The organism is Pseudonocardia sp. NPDC046786, assembly GCF_040645415.1.
Classification (GTDB): Bacteria; Actinomycetota; Actinomycetes; order Mycobacteriales; family Pseudonocardiaceae; genus Pseudonocardia; species Pseudonocardia kongjuensis.
The window spans coordinates 112,869-128,707 of record NZ_JBEYYF010000003.1 but is presented as its reverse complement, the minus strand read 5'-3'; the positions used below and the strand labels follow the sequence as shown (position 1 = coordinate 128,707).

Sequence of the window (15,839 nt, the reverse complement as noted above, 5' to 3'; positions counted from 1 at the left end):
CGATGACGGACCCGGACTCCGGCGTCGAGGTCGGCGACCTCGACCAGTACGCCCAGCTCCAGCCCGAGGACACGCTCGACGGCAGCGGCCTCACCGACGTCCTGGACGAGGGCTACTCGCCGCCGGAACGCCCGTGGAACGACCGCGACCACGAGACCCTCGACGAGCGCCTCGCCGACGAGGAGCCCGATCCGTGGAACGCCACCGACCCGGCCGCCGAGCCGGACGACCGGCGCGACGTCGACGACGCGACGGGGGAGTACCTCGGTGACGCGACCGACACCGACGGCGAGCTGCGTGACGACGAGGTCGGCGACCGCCGGGCGGGCCGGCTGACCGTCGACGATCCGACCTTCGACGGCAGCGAGGGCGGCACCAAGGAACTCACCGCGGGCGATGCGGGCATCGACGGCGCCGGGGCGTCCGCCGAGGAGGCCGCGGTGCACGTGATCGGCGACGACGAGGTCAGAGCCGGCCGGGCGCGGCGGCCCGCCGCGCCCGGCGTCGCGGGACTCAGGCCGGGCGGACCAGCAGCGCGACCGGATAGCGGTCCAGCAGCTCCCCGAGCCGGGGCGCCGCGCTCCCCACCGGCCGGTTCGCGATCATGTCGTGCCAGTCGTCGAACCCGCCGGGCAGCGGCAGCGTGGTGTCGCCCCACCCGCCGCGCCGGTCGAGCCCCTCCGGCAGCCGGGTGGCGACGGCCACCAGCGCGCCGCCGCCCCGGGAGAACGCGACGGCGTGCTCCGCGGCCGCGCCCTGCGCTGGCAGCGGCCCGTAGCCGCTGAACAGCTCCGGCCGGAACCGGCGCAGCCGCGCCGCCGCCGCCGTGACCAGCAGCTTCGCCCCGCCGTCGACGTCCACCGGCGGCTGCCAGCCGGCGTCGATGCGCTCCAGCAGCCGGTCCCGGGCACCGAAGTCGACCGGCCGCCGGTTGTCCGGGTCGACCAGCGAGTACTCGAACAGCTCGGTGCCCTGGTAGACGTCCGGCACACCCGGTCCGGCCATCTGCAGCAGCTTCTGGCCGAGCGAGTTCGACCGGCCGGGCCCGGCGATCCCGGCGACGAACGCCTCGATCTCCTCGACCAGCTCGGTGTCGGCGAGCACCGCCGAGGGCCAGTCCGCGATCGCGGCGTCCGCGTCGGCGTCCGCGTCGACGTGCGAGGTGACGAGCTTCGCCTCCTTCGCCGCCTTGTTCAGGTAGCCGGCGAGCCGGTCGGCCGGGATCGGCCACGCCCCGACCAGCGACTGCCAGGCCAGCAGCTCCAGCGACCGGTCCGGCAGCGGATGGCGTACCGACCAGCGGCGCACCCGGTCCGCCCAGTCGGCGGGCCGCTCGGCGAGCACGGCGAGCCGGGCGCGGACGTCCTCGGAGCGCTTGGTGTCGTGCGTGGACAGCGTGGTCATGGTGCGCGACCGGCCGGCCTCGCGGTGCGCGAGCCCGGCGTGGAACTCGGGCACGGAGACGCCGAACCGGGCCGGGGCGCCGCCGACCTCGTTCAGCGCGACGAGCCGGTTGTACCGGTAGAACGCGGTGTCCTCGACGCCCTTCGCGGTGACCATCCCGGAGGTCTGCTGCAGCCGGGTCGCGTACTCCGAGCCCGGGTCGTCGACCAGCCCCCGGTACAGCCCGGTGAGCAGCGCCGCGAGATCGGGCCGCCGGGTCCGGGCGACACCGACCGCGACGTCCGCGGCGGCGCGCCCCTCGGCGATCGCCGGGGTGAGGTAGGACCGGTACACCGGGAACCCGCACAGCAGCTCGCCGACGGCGTCGTGCAGGTCCGCGGCGGTGACCGTCGTCAGGTCGACGCCGGTGAGCCCGGCATCGGCGCCCGGGCCGGCCCGGAACGCGTCGGCGATCCGCTGCACCTCGGCGACCAGGATCTGCCCGACGACCAGGTGGCGCCCGTCGTCCTCGACGGAGTGCGCGGAGCGCTTCTCCCCGGTGTGCTCGGCGGCGAACTGGGTGAGCAGCCCGGCGCCGTCCGGGTCGACGAACACCCCGCACACCTCGCGCAGCGCCTCGTAGCCGGTGGTGCCGTCGACCGGCCAGGACGCCGGGAGGTCCTCGCCGACGCCGAGGATCTTCTCCACCAGCAGCCACTTCCACGGCCCGATCTCCGTCCGGAGCCTGCGCAGGTAGCCACCGGGATCGGACAGGCCGTCGGGATGGTCGACGCGCAGGCCGATGATCGTGTCGTGCTCGCGCAGCAGCCGCAGCACGGTCGCGTGGGTGTCGGCGAAGACCTGCGGGTCCTCGACCCGGACCGCGGCGAGATCGGAGACGTCGAAGAACCGCCGGTAGGTCAGCTCGGCGGCGGCGCGCCGCCAGGACACCAGCCGGTAGTGCTGCCGCTCGTGCACATCCTGCGCGGACCCCTCGCCAGTGCCGGGCGCGATCGGGAAGCGGTGCTCGAAGTAGTGCAGCTCGTCCCCGACGACGGTCAGCTTCTGCAGCGCGTCGTCCTCGTCGGCGTCGAGCACCGGGATCAGCAGCGGCCCGGCGCCCCGGTCGATGTCGAAGTGGCCCGCCCAGCGCGACGCCGGCCCGTGCATCAGCACGTCCCACCACCACGGGTTCTCGGCGGGCGTCGCGACCCCGACGTGGTTGGGGACGATGTCGAGCAGCAGCGCGAGGCCGCGCTCGCGCAGCGTCGCGAGCAGTGCGCGCAGCCCGTCCTCGCCGCCGCGCTCGGCGGAGATCCGGGTCGGGTCGACGACGTCGTAGCCGTGGTTCGAGCCGGTGCCCGAGGCCAGCAGCGGCGACGCGTACAGCGCGCCGACGCCGAGCCGGTCCAGGTAGCCGGTCAGCGCCCGGGCGTCGGTGAACGTGTGGTCCCGGGAGAACTGCAGCCGGTAGGTGGAACCCGGAAGGCGGTTCATGCGGTGCGCCTCAGACCTTCGATCGCAGGACGAGCAGGGAACGGGCGGGCAGGGTGAGCACCGAGCCCGCGGAGACCGGATCGAGGTCGGCGCCGCCGTGACCGGCACCGGCCGGCGGGTGCACCTCTCCCGAGTGGGTGTCGACGACGGTCTCCCAGGCCGCACCGAACTCGGCCGGCGGCAGGGTGGCGTCGATGTCCTCCCAGTAGGAGTTGAAGCACAGCAGGAACGAGTCGTCGGTGATCCGCTGCCCGCGCTGGTCGACGTCGGCGATCTGCTCGCCGTTGAGGAACACGACGACGGCGCGGCCGAGCTCGTTGTCCCAGTCCTCCTCGCGCATCTCCCGCCCGGCCGGGGTGAACCAGCCGATGTCGGCGATCGCGTCGTCGGCCGAGGACCTGCCGATCGGCTTGCCGGCGAAGAACCGGCGGCGCCGGAACACCGGGTGCGCGTGCCGCAGTGCGGTCACCCCGGAGACGAAGCCGACCAGGTCGTCGTGCTTGTCGCCGAGCTCCCAGTCCTGCCAGGCGATCTCGTTGTCCTGGCAGTAGACGTTGTTGTTGCCGCCCTGGGTGCGGCCCAGCTCGTCGCCGTGCAGCAGCATCGGGGTGCCCTGCGAGAGCAGCAGGGTGGCGAGGAAGTTGCGCTGCTGCCTGGCGCGCAGCTCGAGCACCTCCTCGTCGTCGGTGGGGCCCTCGACGCCGCAGTTCCAGGAGCGGTTGTGGCTCTCGCCGTCGTTGCCGTCCTCGCCGTTGGCCTCGTTGTGCTTCTCGTTGTAGGAGACGAGATCGGCGAGGGTGAAGCCGTCGTGCGCGGTCACGAAGTTGATCGAGGCGTAGGGCCGCCTGCCGTCGGCCTGGTACAGGTCCGAGCTGCCGGTGATCCGGGAGGCGAACTCGCCGAGCGAGCCGGCCTCGCCGCGCCAGAAGTCGCGGACGGTGTCGCGGTACTTGCCGTTCCACTCGGTCCACAGCGGCGGGAAGTTGCCGACCTGGTAGCCGCCGGGCCCGACGTCCCACGGCTCGGCGATCAGCTTGACCTGCGAGATCACCGGGTCCTGCTGGACCAGGTCGAAGAAGGTCGACAGCCGGTCGACGTCGTAGAACTCGCGGGCCAGAGTGGAGGCGAGATCGAAGCGGAACCCGTCGACGTGCATCTCGGTGACCCAGTAGCGCAGCGAGTCCATGATCAGCTGCAGGGTGTGCGGGTTGCGCACGTTGAGCGAGTTGCCGGTGCCGGTGTAGTCCATGTAGTAGCGGGGGTCGTCGTCGACCAGCCGGTAGTACGCGTGGTTGTCGATGCCGCGCATGGACAGCGTCGGTCCCATGTCCGAGCCCTCGGCGGTGTGGTTGTAGACGACGTCGAGGATCACCTCGATGCCCGCGTCGTGCAGGTCGCGCACCATCGCCTTGAACTCCGCGACCTGCGACCCGGACCGGACCGAGCCCGCCGAGTAGGCGTGGTGCGGGGCCAGGAAGCCGATCGTGTTGTAGCCCCAGTAGTTCGACAGGCCCTTCTCGGTGAGGTGGTGGTCCTGCACGAACTCGTGCACCGGCATCAGCTCGACGGCGGTGATCCCGAGCCGGCGGTAGTGCTCGATCATCGCCGGGTGCGCGACGCCGGAGTAGGTGCCGCGCAGCTCCTCCTCGACGTCCGGGTGCAGCGTGGTGAGCCCGCGGACGTGCGCCTCGTAGACGACGGTCTCGTTGTACGGGATCTTCGGCGGGCGGTCCGAGCCCCAGTCGAAGTAGGGGTTCACCACGACCGACTTCGGGACGAACGCCGCGGAGTCGGTGTCGTTGCGCGAGTCGGGATCGCCGAAGTTGTAGCCGAAGACGGCCTCGTCCCAGTCCACCGGGCCGTCGAGGGCCTTGGCGTAGGGATCGATGAGCAGCTTGTTGGGATTGCACCGCAGGCCCTGCGCCGGGTCGTACGGGCCGTGCACCCGATAGCCGTAGCGTCGGCCCGGTTCGACGCCGGGCAGGTAGCCGTGCCAGACGAAGCCGTCCACCTCGGTCAGCTTCACCCGGGTCTCGGTCAGCGCGCCCGGGTCGTCCGGGTCCGGGTCGAACAGGCAGAGCTCGACCGCCTCGGCAACCTCGGAGAACAGGGCGAAGTTGGTGCCGGTGCCGTCGTAGCTGGCGCCCAGCGGGTAGGCGTGCCCGGGCCAGGGCTGCATGCTGCGGTCCTTTCCTCGCGTGCGGCCGACGGCCGTGCGCGCGCTCAAACCTATCGGGGCCGGCACCGTTGCCGCAGGGACGCGTGGGTCACCCGCGACCGCGTGACGTGCACGTCACAGCGCTGGGTGTGCGTTCGGCTCAGCCCAGTGTCCCAGGAGGGACGCGCGGAGCCGGGAGCCGGGCTCAGGTGTCCGCGAGCCGGGCGGGGAACCCGCCGGTCGCGACCGGGCTCCATCGGGTCGGGGTGATCCGGATGAGGGCCTTGCCCTGGTCGGCCATCGCGCGCCGGTACTCGTCCCAGTCCGGGTGCTCGCCGGAGATCGACCGGAAGTAGTCGACCAGCGGCTCCAGCGCCTCGGGCAGGGTGAGCAGCTCGGCGTCGCCGTCGACCTGGACCCAGGCGTCGCCGAAGTCGTCGGACAGCACGATCACCGAGGCGGTGCCGGTCCGCCCGACGTTGGTGGCCTTCGCCCGCTCCGGGTAGGTGGAGATCACGATCCGGCCCCGGTCGTCGACGCCGCCGGTGACCGGCGATCCCTGCACGCCGCCGTCGGAGCGGGCGGTCAGCAGCACCATGTGGTGGCGCGGCCGGACGAACTCGAGCAGCTCGTCGAGCTCGACGCGGGTGGCGGTGGCGATGGTGCGCGGCATGCGGGTCAGCGTATGGCCGCGGCCCGGCCGTCGCCCGGCGTACTAGGGTCCGGACCCGTGACCAGTGTCTTCTCCAAGATCATCGACGGCGACATCCCCGGCCGGTTCGTCTGGTCCGACGACCGGTGCGTGGCCTTCCTCTCGATCAACCCGCTCGGCCCGGGCCACACGCTGGTCGTGCCGCGCACCGAGGTCGACCGGTGGGTGGACGCCGACGTGGAGCTGAACGCGCACCTCACCCGGGTGGCGCACGCCGTCGGCGGCGCGGTGCGCGACGTCTGGGACCCGCCGCGGGTAGGGCTGCTGGTGGCCGGCTTCGAGGTCCCGCATCTGCACGTGCACGTGTTCCCGGCCTGGGACATGGCGTCCTTCGACTTCGCCAACGCCGCCGCGACGGTGGACGCCGCCGAGCAGGACGGGCACGCCGAGGCGCTGCGCGGCGCGCTGCGCGCCGCCGGCCACGGCGACCACGTCCCGGCCTGACCGGGCCGTGCAGCTCATCCTGGTCCGGCACGCACTCCCGCAGCGGGTCGAGCACGGCGACGGCACGTTCGCCGATCCCGGCCTGACACCAGAGGGGCACGCCCAGGCGGAACGGCTGGTCACCGCGCTGGACGGCGAGCCGGTCGACGCGCTCTACACCAGCACGATGCGCCGCGCGGTGGAGACGGCGGCGCCGCTCGCCGCGGCCCGCGGGATCACCGCCATCACCCGGGCCGACCTGCGGGAGTTCGACGCCGAGCGGACCGAGTACGTCCCGATCGCGCAGATGGCCGAGGCCGATCCGGAGTCCTGGGAACGGATGCGCGCCGGGCACCTGCCCGCGCACGTCGACGTCGACGGGTTCGTCGGCCGGGTGCGGGCCGGGATCGAGGAGATCGTCGCCGCCCATCCGGGCCGGGCGACCGCCGTCGTCGTCGCACACGCCGGTGTGGTGAACGCCTACCTGGCGACCGTGCTGAGGACCGACCGGATGCTGCCGTTCCCGCTGGACTACGTCGGCGTGACCCGGGTCTTCTGCGCCAGGGACGGACTGCGAAAGGCCCGTACGGTCAACGACATCTCGCACGTCAGGGGCCTGGTGTGAGTCCGAAGTGACCGGTCGGACGGGCCCGCGGGCGGGCACGGCCCGTCCGGGGAGGGCGACCGTCCGGCGACGGCGGGCCGTGCATCCGTCCGGTCGTGCGCCCCATCGGGCAACCGGATGCGACCCGTTGTTGCCGTTCGTCGCCGTCGTGCTGCCGTCCGTCGGTACGCACCCTCGCTGACCTGACGTTCTCGGGCCGTATACATACGCTCGACGAGAATCCCGGTGGCCGTTTGCGAGCCCGACGGCATCCGAGTCGGATCGACGGGCGGAGAAACCGCCGGACCCTCCCATGGCTCGTCGAAGGGATCCGTACCGGATGGCAGTGACCGGCAGTGGGGGGAGTGCGGCGTCCGGGAACCCCCGGGGCACCGGGCCGTCCACGACCGGGAGCCCGTTCCGGGTCCCCGACTTCCGCGCGCTGTGGTCGGCCGAGATGCTCTCGGCGGCCGGGGACCAAGTCGCCCGCGTCGCGCTCACCGTACTGGTGCTGGAGCGGACCGGCTCGGTGGCCTGGTCCGCCACGTTCTACGCGCTGACCTTCCTTCCCGCGCTCGCCGGGGGCCTGCTGCTGGGTCAGCTGGCCGACCGGTTCCCGCGCCGGCTGGTGATGGTCGCGACCGATCTGGTCCGGGCCGGGCTGGTCGGGGTGATGGCGCTGCCCGGGCTCCCGCTGCCGGTGCTGTGCGCGCTGCTGGTCGTCGTCGTGCTGCTCGGCGGGCCGCACAACGTGGCCCGGTCGGCGGTGCTCCCGGACCTCCTCGGGGGCGCGCTGCTGGCCCGCGGCATCGCGCTGCGCCAGGTCTCGGTGCAGGTGGCGCAGGTTGTCGGCTTCGGCACCGGCGGGGTGCTGGTGGCGCTGCTGACGCCGTCCGGCGCGCTGCTGGTCGACGCGGCCACCTTCGCCCTGTCCGCCGCCGTCGTCGGGTTCGGGATGCGCTCGCGCTGGGCGGTCCGGCGTGCCGGGGACGGTTCCGTGGACCCGGACCCGAACCGGGATCCCGGGCCGGGGAGCTGGCTGGAGGGCGCCCGGTCGGGGCTCTCACTGGTGTTCCGGCACCCGCGCCGCCGCTACCTGGTGCTGGTGGCCTGGCTGATCGGGATCTACGTGCTTCCCGAGGCGCTCGCCGCGGCCTACGCCGTCGCGATCGGCGCCGGGCCGATGGCGACCGGGCTGCTGATGGCCGCCGATCCGGCCGGCAGCGTGATCGGCGCGCTGCTGTTCGCCTTCGTGCTCCCGGCGCGCTTCCGGGAACGGTGGATCGTGCCGCTGGCGGTCGGCGCGGCGGTCCCGCTGGCGCTCACGCCGTTCGCACCGGGGCTCTGGTCCGCGGTGGGGCTGTGGGCCGTGTCCGGCGCCTGCGCGACGGCCTGCCTGGTGCAGGCACAGGCCGGCTTCGCCCGGGAGACGCCGACCGCGGTGCGCGGCCGGGCCACCGGTGTCGCGGCGTCCGGACTGGTCGGCAGCCAGGGGGCGGTGGTGCTGCTCGGCGGGGTGCTCGCGCAGTGGACCGAGCCGGCCACCGCGCTGGGGATCTTCGGGGTACTCGGGGTGTTCCTGGCGCTCGGGGCGCGCAGGCTCGTCGGGTGCCCGTCGGTCGGCGAACCGGGAGCAGCCGGGTGACCCCGCAGGAACGGGGTCCCGGCTCGCCCGGGAGCCGATGTCGCTCCGTCGGTTCTCACCAGCCACGGTTGCGCATGATGTCACCTCCTGTACGACAGGTGCCGGGGTGGATCACTGTGCGCGATCAACTCGTCACCAGTGTACCCGTTCGGGTGACGCCACCACGAGAAATCGATCGTGCTGTCCCATTTAGGGTGTGTTCGGTGTCACGGTGGGGGGCGGTCCGATGACCGGAGAGCGACGACGGCGCCCCCGCTGTCCGACCCTGGAACTGCCCAGACCGATGCTCCTGGTGCTGCTCACCGTCGAGCTGCTCACCGTCGTACTGGTCATCGGCGGCCTGGCGGCGCTGCCCGCCGACCGCTCGACCGGCCTGGCCGCGCTCGGCGCGCTCGGCCTGATCGCGCTCGGGGTGGTGCACACCGAGCTCGCCACCGGGATCGAACGGGTCCGGCGGCGGGTGGCGCACGCGTCCTACTTCGACCTGTCCAGCGTCTGGACGTTCGCCGGTGCGCTGCTGCTCCCGCCGGGGCTGGCCGGCGTGGTGGTCATCGGCGTCTACAGCCACCTGTGGTGGCGGGTCTGGCGGCCCGCCGGCGCCGGCTTCTACCGGCACGTCTACACCACCTCGACGGTCGTGCTCGCCGCCATCGCCGCGTCGACGCTGGTCGCGCCGCACGGGCTGGAGACGGTCGCCGGGGCCGGCACCGGGCCGGGCGGCATGCTCCCGGCGGCCGGCCTGCTGCTGCTCGCGATGGCCGTCTACGTGGTGGTCAACCAGCTGCTGGTCGCCCTGGCACTGGCCCTGACGACCGGGCGCCGGTTCGCCCTGCGCGGCGTGCTGGGGGAGTGGGACGACCACATCCTCGAGGGCGCCACGCTGTGCCTGGCCGTGCTGGCGGCGCTCGCCGCGCTCCGCCAGCCGCTGCTGATGCTGCTCGTGCTGCCGCCGCTGCTGGTGCTGCACCGCGCGGTGCTGATCCGCCAGCTCGAGGAGCGCGCCAACACCGACGCCAAGACCGGGCTGCTCACCGCCGCGGCCTGGCGGGGCCGTGCGCACCGCGGGATCGCCCGCGGCCGCAGGCACCGGGACGCGGTCGCCGTGCTCATCCTCGATCTCGACCACTTCAAGTCGGTGAACGACGGCTACGGCCACCTGGCCGGTGACGAGGTGCTCACCGCGGTGGCCCGGACGCTGACCGCGCAGGTCCGCGAGGTCGACCCGGTGGGCCGGTTCGGCGGCGAGGAGTTCGTCGTGCTGCTGGCCGGACTGCCGCGCGGGCCGGAGGGCCGCACGCTGGCGCACGCCGCGGCCGAGCGGATCCGGCGCGCCGTGCGCGGGCTCGCCGTGACCGTCGACCTGCCCGGCGGGCCGCTGACCATCACCGACCTGTCGGTCTCGGTCGGTGTGGCGATCACCGGGCAGGACGGCGAGTCGCTGGAGGAGCTCATGCAGGTCGCCGACTACGCCCTGTACGCGGCGAAGCGGGCCGGCCGCAACCGGGTCCGGCTGGGCCGCACGGCGGCCGAGCCCGGCTCGGAGGTCTAGCCGCCGGCGCGGATCAGGGCCGCTCCGGGGCCGGGAACTGCTGCCGGCCGATCCGCACCGAGTCCCGCCCGGCCCGCTTCGCCGCGTACAGCGCGGAGTCGGCCACCTCGAGCAGCGCCGTCGTCCCGGTGCCGTCGGCCGGGAACAGCGCTCCGCCGATCGAGACGGTGATGCCCAGCCCGCCGCGGCCCGGGTCGGGCCCGCCTTCGGCAGCACCGTCGGCAGACCCTGAGCCGTTGGTGGGGCCGGCGCCGTCGGGGGGACCGGTCTGCCGCCCGGACACCCTGGCGCGCAGCCGCTCCGCGATCTGCCGGACCTCGTCGCGCCCGTCGTGACCGGAGAGCCGGGGGAGCAGCACCACGAATTCCTCGCCGCCGAACCGGCCGACCAGGTCGTGGTCGCGCAGCTCCTCGCGCAGGACCTGCGCGGTCGCGGCGAGCACCTGGTCGCCGTAGAGGTGCCCGTGCGTGTCGTTGATCTCCTTGAAGTGGTCCAGGTCGAGGATCAGCAGCGCGGCCTGCCGCCGCTCACGCTCGGCGACCTGCAGCGCGTGCGCGCTCCGCACGCTCCACGCGGAGTGGTTGAGCAGCCCGGTCTTCGCGTCAAGGTCGGCCTTCTCCCGCAGGTGCCGGACCTGGATCGTACGGTGCAGCACGATGATCGGCGGGACCGCCAGCACCGCCGCGAGCGGGCCGACGGCGAGCAGCGCGACCGCGGTCAGCGCGCCCAGGCAGAGCGTCGCCAGCTCCAGCACCAGCTCGTCGCCGCCGAAGAGGATCTGCAGGATGCGGGTCTCCGGATTGACGATGGCGACCGCCCCGAGCACCAGGCAGGTGTTCACCACGGTGTACACGAGCAGTGCCAGCACCAGCCCGAGCACCGGCGGCAGCCCCTCGTAGACGCCGCCGGGGCCGGTGGCACCGACGATCGCCGAGGCGCCGTGCACAGCCACGATCACGGTGCTGGCGTTGTAGACCTCCCGGTAGGCCGGGCGGCGGTCGGGTAGCGGCACCGGGCGCAGCACCCGCCAGTACAGGTGGGTGTAGACCACCACGACCACGACGGCCCCCAGCGCCGGCGGGAGCAGCAGCGCCGCGGCGAGCGTCCAGACCGACGTCAGGTTCACGTGGTGGGTGTCGGCCGTGTAGCGCCGGATCCGCTCGATCCCGACGACGATCTCGGTGTGCAGCACCCCGGCCACCGCCAGGGTGACGAGCAGCCCCAGCGTCGCCGGGTCGAGATCGGGGCGCAGCACCAGGTCGCTGAACGTCAGCGCGCCGGCCAGCAGCTCCACCGCCAGCATCGCGCCCAGCAGGCTCGACGGGACCCGCCACACCTGCCAGCGGTCGACCCGGAACAACGGGGCGGGCGGCGAGGTCATGCCGCCCCCTCTCGTCGTGCCGCGGGCTGGAGCCGCCGTGGAGGCGGTGGTGCGACCGATCGTAGCGGGCCGCCCGTCGCTCGGAGTGGCCGAAGTCGCCTTTCGCACAGTGCCCCAGCAGCTCACGCCCCGGCCCGACTACCCTGCGTAATGTCGCGAAGTGGATAGTGCGGAGCGCCTGCACACAATGGTGCCTGCTGCATTGTTCGCACCGGCATACCGCGCGATTCTGGACCCGCCGCCTATTCGTCTTCCGGCTCCGCCGGCAGCGACCCGTCCGGCAGAGGGTCGCCAGGTGGGGGCCGGGAAAGCGCGCCACGCAGGAGTTCGATCACGAAAGCGAGGGTGTCGTGCGCAACTGGGGTTTCTGAGTCCGCCCGGCGGACGTGTCGAATGCATTTCGCGGCCGATCGACAAGGCGAGGGGAGCGATCATGCGCAACTGGGGATTCTGATCTTGCGAAACCGGACCCGCCGGTGACGGGATGCGGCGCGCCGGGTGGTGACCACCACCCGGCGCGCGCCCGCGGGCCCGTTCGACGACCGCTCCGTAGAGTGTGGGCGTGAGTCGATGCCGGGGCGTCGAGGGCGGTTCCCCGCCTGCGGGAGGTCCCCGGCGGCGAGGAGGCAGTACGTGACGACGAACCGGGGGCTCACCGCGATCCGGCGCCCGGCCGACCTGCGCGGGCTCGGTGCGGACGAGCTCGCCTCGCTGGCGGCCGAGATCCGCGGGTTCCTGATCAAGGCGGTCTCACGGACCGGCGGTCACCTGGGCCCGAACCTGGGTGTGGTCGAGCTGACGATCGCCCTGCACCGGGTCTTCGACTCGCCACGAGACACGGTGATCTGGGACACCGGGCACCAGGCGTACGTGCACAAGCTGCTGACCGGCCGGCACGAGGGCTGGGACCGGCTGAAGAAGACCGGCGGACTGTCCGGGTACCCGAGCCGCGCCGAGTCCGAGCACGACCACGTGGAGTCCAGCCACGCGTCGTCGTCGCTGTCCTGGGCCGACGGCATCGCCAGGGCGAACGAGCTCGCCGGGCGCGACCGGCACGTGGTCGCCGTCATCGGGGACGGCGCGCTCACCGGCGGGATGGCCTGGGAGGCGCTCAACAACATCGCGGCCGGCGACGACCGCAACGTCGTGATCGTCGTCAACGACAACGGCCGGTCCTACTCGCCGACGATCGGCGGGCTGGCCGACCGGCTCGCCTCGCTGCGGCTGCAGCCCGGCTACGAGCGGATGCTCGAGGCGGGGAAGCGGACGGTGCGCGGCACCCCCGTCGTCGGACCGGCGCTCTACGCCGGCCTGCACGCGATCAAGGCGGGCGTCAAGGACGCGGTCAGCCCGCAGGAGCTGTTCGGCGATCTCGGGCTGAAGTACTTCGGCCCGGTCGACGGGCACGACATCGCGCAGGTCGAGTCGGCCATGCGCCGGGCGAAGCGGTTCGGCGGGCCGGTCATCGTGCACGCGGTGACCCGCAAGGGCAACGGCTACCCCCCGGCCGAGAACGACGACGCCGAGCAGATGCACAGCCCGGCCGCGTTCGATCCGGCGACCGGTGAACCCACCGGCACGCCGTGCACCGGCTGGACCGACATCTTCGCCGAGGAGGTCGTCGAGCTGGGCGGCCGCCGCAGCGACGTCGTCGCGATCACCGCCGCGATGCTCGGCCCGACCGGGCTGGCCCCGTTCGCCGCGGCCTACCCGGACCGGCTGATCGACGTCGGCATCGCCGAGCAGCACGCGCTGACCACCGCCGCCGGCCTGTCCCGGGCCGGGATGCACCCGGTCGTCGCGCTGTACTCGACGTTCCTCAACCGCGGGTTCGACCAGCTGCTGATGGACGTCGGCCTGCACACCGAGCGGCTCACCCTGGTGCTCGACCGGTCCGGCGTCACCGGCAGCGACGGGCCGTCGCACAACGGCATGTGGGACCTGTCGCTGCTCGGGATCGTGCCCGGCATGCGGGTCGCCGCCCCGCGCGACGAGGACACCCTGCGCGAGGAGTTCCGGGAGGCGGTCGCCGTCACCGACGGGCCGACCGCGCTGCGCTACCCGAAGGGCGCCGTCGTGTCGTCGGTGCCCGCCGTCCGCCGGCTCGACGGCCCGGCCGGCGTCGACGTGCTGCACGAGCCGTCCGACCGGCGCGCCCAGGTGCTGATGGTCTGCGTCGGCGCGTTCGGCGCGCTGGGCGTGGCGGCCGCCGAGCGGCTCGCCGACCAGGGCGTCGACGTGACCGTGGTGGACCCGCGCTGGGTGCTCCCGGTCCCGCGCGAGGTCCTCACCCTCGCCGCGGACCATCAGCTCGTCGTCACGGTGTCCGACTGCGGAACGCACGGCGGCTTCGGCTCGGCGCTGTCCGACGCGCTGCGGGCCGCCGACATCGACGTCCGGCAGCGGGACCTGGCGCTGCCCCAGGAGTACCTGGAGCACGGCAGCCGGGACGACGTGCTGGCCCGGACCGGCCTGACCGTCCAGGACGTCGCTCGGCGGGTCACCGAGTGGGCCGCCGCCTCCGCCCCGGCGGTGCCGGAGCTGGGCGCGCCCGGCCGGGCGGTCCGGGGGGCCTGAGATGCGTGTGATCGTGGTCGAGGACGAGCCCGCCATGGCCGACGCGGTCGCCCGCGGGCTGCGCCGGGACGGGATCGCGGTCGACGTCGCCTACGACGGCGACGAGGGCTCGGAGAAGCTGTCGGTGACCCGGTACGACGTCGCCGTGCTCGACCGAGACCTGCCCGGCCGCAGCGGCGACGAGCTGTGCGACGAGCTGGTCGCCGCCGGGGGCACCACCCGGGTGCTGATGCTCACCGCGTCCGGCACCCTGGCGGACAAGGTCGCGGGCCTGTCCCGCGGTGCCGACGACTACCTGGCCAAGCCGTTCGACTTCCCCGAGCTGGTCGCGCGGGTCCGCGCACTGGGCCGCCGGGCCACCCCCGCGCTGCCGCCGACCCTCGCCGCGGGCGATCTCGTGCTCGACCCGGCCCGGCGGACCGTCGTCCGGTCCGGGCGCCCGGTCGAGCTGACCCGAAAGGAGTTCGGGGTGCTGGAGGTGCTGCTCGCCGCGGGCGGCGCAGTGGTGTCGTCGGAGGAGCTGTTGGAGCGGGTCTGGGACGAGAACGCCGACCCGTTCACCACCACCGTGCGGGTCACCGTCATGACGCTGCGCAAGAAGATCGGCGAGCCGGCCCTGATCGAGACGGTGGTCGGCGCCGGCTACCGGGTGCCGGACGCCGCGCACACCGGCATCCCGCCCGGGTCGGCCGCGGGCTGAGCCGGTGCACCGCCTGCGGCCGCGGCTGACCGCGCTGGCCACCGTGCTGGTGGCGGTGGTCGCAGCCCTGCTGCTGTGGCTGGGCTGGATGCTGGTCGGGTCGGCCGTCGCGGGGACCCCGGCGCTGCCGGGGACGGTCGTCGTCGACGGCGTGCCGGTGCCCGCCGAGACGGCCCGGGACGCGATCGCCGCGTCCGCCAGGGACGAGGTGCTGCGGGCCGGGCTGATCGCGTTCCCGTTGGTCGTGCTGGCCGGGGCGGTGACGGCGTGGGTGCTCGTCGGGCGGCTGCTCGACCCGCTGCGCCAGGTGGTCGACACCGCGTCGCGACTGTCGGCGAACTCGCTGGACGAGCGGGTGGCGCTCGGACCGGCGCGCGGCGAGGTGGCGGAGCTGGCGATGGCGTTCGACGCGATGCTGGACCGGCTGCAGGCGGCCTTCGACGCGCAGCGCCGGTTCGTCGCGAACGCCGGGCACGAGCTGCGCACGCCGCTCGCGGTGCTGCGCACCGAGGTCGACGTGACCCTGCAGGACCCGGACGCCGACGCGGCCGAGCTGCGCAGGATGGCCGAGGTCGTGCGGGACGCGGGCCGCCGCTGCGACGAGCTCGTGACCGGGCTGCTGCTGCTCGCCCGCACCGAGGCGACCGGGCCGCTGAGCGGCGCCGACCGCGATCCGGTGGACCTCGCCGAGCTGCTGACCGGCGAGCTGTCGGTGATCGCGCCGGACGTGACCGCGCGGGCGCTGACCGTGCGCGCCGATCCGCGGACCGCGCCGGTCGCCGGGAACGAGCCGCTGCTCCGCAGGCTGGTGGCGAACCTGCTGGAGAACGCCGTGCGGCACAACCGGGACGGCGGATGGATCGAGGCGGGCTGCGCGCCGGGGCCGGTGGCGCAGCTGCGGGTGGTGTCGTCGGGCCCGGAGCTGGCGCCGGACCAGGTGGCCGAGCTGTTCGAGCCGTTCCGGCGGGGGCCGGTCGCCCGCACCGCGCACACCCGCGGTTCCGGGCTGGGGCTGTCGATCGTCCGGGCCGTCGCGGAGGCGCACGGCGGCGCGGTGACCGCCGAGGCGGTGCCGGGCGGCGGGCTGGAGGTCCGGGTGACGCTGCCGGGCGTCGACGACCGGGACACCGTGCCCGCGGCCGACGACGGATCGCCGGTCACCGGCCGGCGCTCCGCGGACCGGCGGCTGCCGGCGTTCCCGGACCGCTGA

Annotated in this window: 11 protein-coding genes and 1 pseudogene; 8 read left to right on the top strand and 4 right to left on the bottom strand. The window is 74.0% G+C overall.

The features are described 5' to 3' along the window. Nucleotides 1-2: 2 nt before the first annotated feature. Nucleotides 3-398 (top strand): annotated as a pseudogene (locus ABZ881_RS04480) (hypothetical protein); the annotation flags it as partial. A 115-nt stretch (nt 399-513) separates the two neighbouring features. Here the strand turns inward: ABZ881_RS04480 and treY are convergent. The 3 genes from treY to ABZ881_RS04465 all read right to left on the bottom strand — a co-directional run bounded on the left by treY (nt 514) and on the right by ABZ881_RS04465 (nt 5,711). Further along, nucleotides 514-2,880: a malto-oligosyltrehalose synthase gene (treY, locus tag ABZ881_RS04475; protein WP_358481760.1), complete on the bottom strand. Its 2,367-nt coding sequence runs from the start codon at nt 2,878-2,880 to the stop codon at nt 514-516. Nucleotides 2,881-2,890: 10 nt separating this feature from the next. Further along, complete coding sequence (gene glgX, locus ABZ881_RS04470) at nt 2,891-5,059, bottom strand: glycogen debranching protein GlgX (protein WP_344019009.1); 2,169 nt, start codon at nt 5,057-5,059, stop codon at nt 2,891-2,893. A 184-nt stretch (nt 5,060-5,243) separates the two neighbouring features. Next, nucleotides 5,244-5,711 carry a PPOX class F420-dependent oxidoreductase gene (locus ABZ881_RS04465; RefSeq protein WP_344019011.1) on the bottom strand — a complete coding sequence of 156 codons (468 nt, stop codon included), beginning with the start codon at nt 5,709-5,711 and terminating at the stop codon, nt 5,244-5,246. 57 nt (nt 5,712-5,768) lie between these two features. Here ABZ881_RS04465 and ABZ881_RS04460 point away from each other — a divergent pair, with 57 nt between their 5' ends. The 4 genes from ABZ881_RS04460 (at nt 5,769) to ABZ881_RS04445 (ending at nt 9,971) form a co-directional block, all read left to right on the top strand. After that, nucleotides 5,769-6,194: an HIT family protein gene (locus tag ABZ881_RS04460; RefSeq protein WP_344019013.1), complete on the top strand. Its 426-nt coding sequence runs from the start codon at nt 5,769-5,771 to the stop codon at nt 6,192-6,194. 7 nt (nt 6,195-6,201) lie between these two features. Next, on the top strand, nt 6,202-6,798 hold the full coding sequence (locus ABZ881_RS04455; RefSeq protein WP_358481757.1) for a histidine phosphatase family protein: 597 nt from the start codon (nt 6,202-6,204) through the stop codon (nt 6,796-6,798). Nucleotides 6,799-7,123: 325 nt separating this feature from the next. Next, nucleotides 7,124-8,422 (top strand): MFS transporter, encoded by a 1,299-nt coding sequence (locus tag ABZ881_RS04450; protein WP_358481756.1) that lies wholly within the window; start codon nt 7,124-7,126, stop codon nt 8,420-8,422. 283 nt (nt 8,423-8,705) lie between these two features. After that, a complete protein-coding gene (locus tag ABZ881_RS04445; protein ID WP_358481755.1) occupies nt 8,706-9,971 on the top strand; it encodes a GGDEF domain-containing protein in 1,266 nt (421 codons plus the stop codon). 13 nt (nt 9,972-9,984) lie between these two features. Here the strand turns inward: ABZ881_RS04445 and ABZ881_RS04440 are convergent, their stop codons facing one another. After that, nucleotides 9,985-11,352: a GGDEF domain-containing protein gene (locus ABZ881_RS04440; RefSeq protein ID WP_358481754.1), complete on the bottom strand. Its 1,368-nt coding sequence runs from the start codon at nt 11,350-11,352 to the stop codon at nt 9,985-9,987. Nucleotides 11,353-11,985: 633 nt separating this feature from the next. Between ABZ881_RS04440 and dxs the strand changes: the two genes are divergently transcribed. Genes dxs through ABZ881_RS04425 form a run of 3 tightly spaced genes read left to right on the top strand, consistent with a single transcriptional unit; the run spans nt 11,986 to nt 15,839 of the window. After that, nucleotides 11,986-13,929 (top strand): 1-deoxy-D-xylulose-5-phosphate synthase, encoded by a 1,944-nt coding sequence (gene dxs / locus ABZ881_RS04435; RefSeq protein WP_358481753.1) that lies wholly within the window; start codon nt 11,986-11,988, stop codon nt 13,927-13,929. Nucleotide 13,930: 1 nt separating this feature from the next. Continuing rightward, on the top strand, nt 13,931-14,629 hold the full coding sequence (locus ABZ881_RS04430; RefSeq protein ID WP_358481751.1) for a response regulator transcription factor: 699 nt from the start codon (nt 13,931-13,933) through the stop codon (nt 14,627-14,629). A gap of 4 nt (nt 14,630-14,633) precedes the next feature. Continuing rightward, complete coding sequence (locus tag ABZ881_RS04425; RefSeq protein ID WP_358481750.1) at nt 14,634-15,839, top strand: HAMP domain-containing sensor histidine kinase; 1,206 nt, start codon at nt 14,634-14,636, stop codon at nt 15,837-15,839.

Excerpts from the sequence above, each read along its gene's own strand:
- treY (WP_358481760.1), bottom strand. The coding sequence starts at position 2,880 with ATGAACCGCCTTCCGGGTTCCACCTACCGGCTGCAGTTCTCCCGGGAC.
- glgX (WP_344019009.1), bottom strand. The coding sequence starts at position 5,059 with ATGCAGCCCTGGCCCGGGCACGCCTACCCGCTGGGCGCCAGCTACGAC.
- ABZ881_RS04465 (WP_344019011.1), bottom strand. The coding sequence starts at position 5,711 with ATGCCGCGCACCATCGCCACCGCCACCCGCGTCGAGCTCGACGAGCTG.
- ABZ881_RS04445 (WP_358481755.1), top strand. The coding sequence starts at position 8,706 with ATGCTCCTGGTGCTGCTCACCGTCGAGCTGCTCACCGTCGTACTGGTC.
- ABZ881_RS04440 (WP_358481754.1), bottom strand. The coding sequence starts at position 11,352 with ATGACCTCGCCGCCCGCCCCGTTGTTCCGGGTCGACCGCTGGCAGGTG.
- ABZ881_RS04430 (WP_358481751.1), top strand. The coding sequence starts at position 13,931 with ATGCGTGTGATCGTGGTCGAGGACGAGCCCGCCATGGCCGACGCGGTC.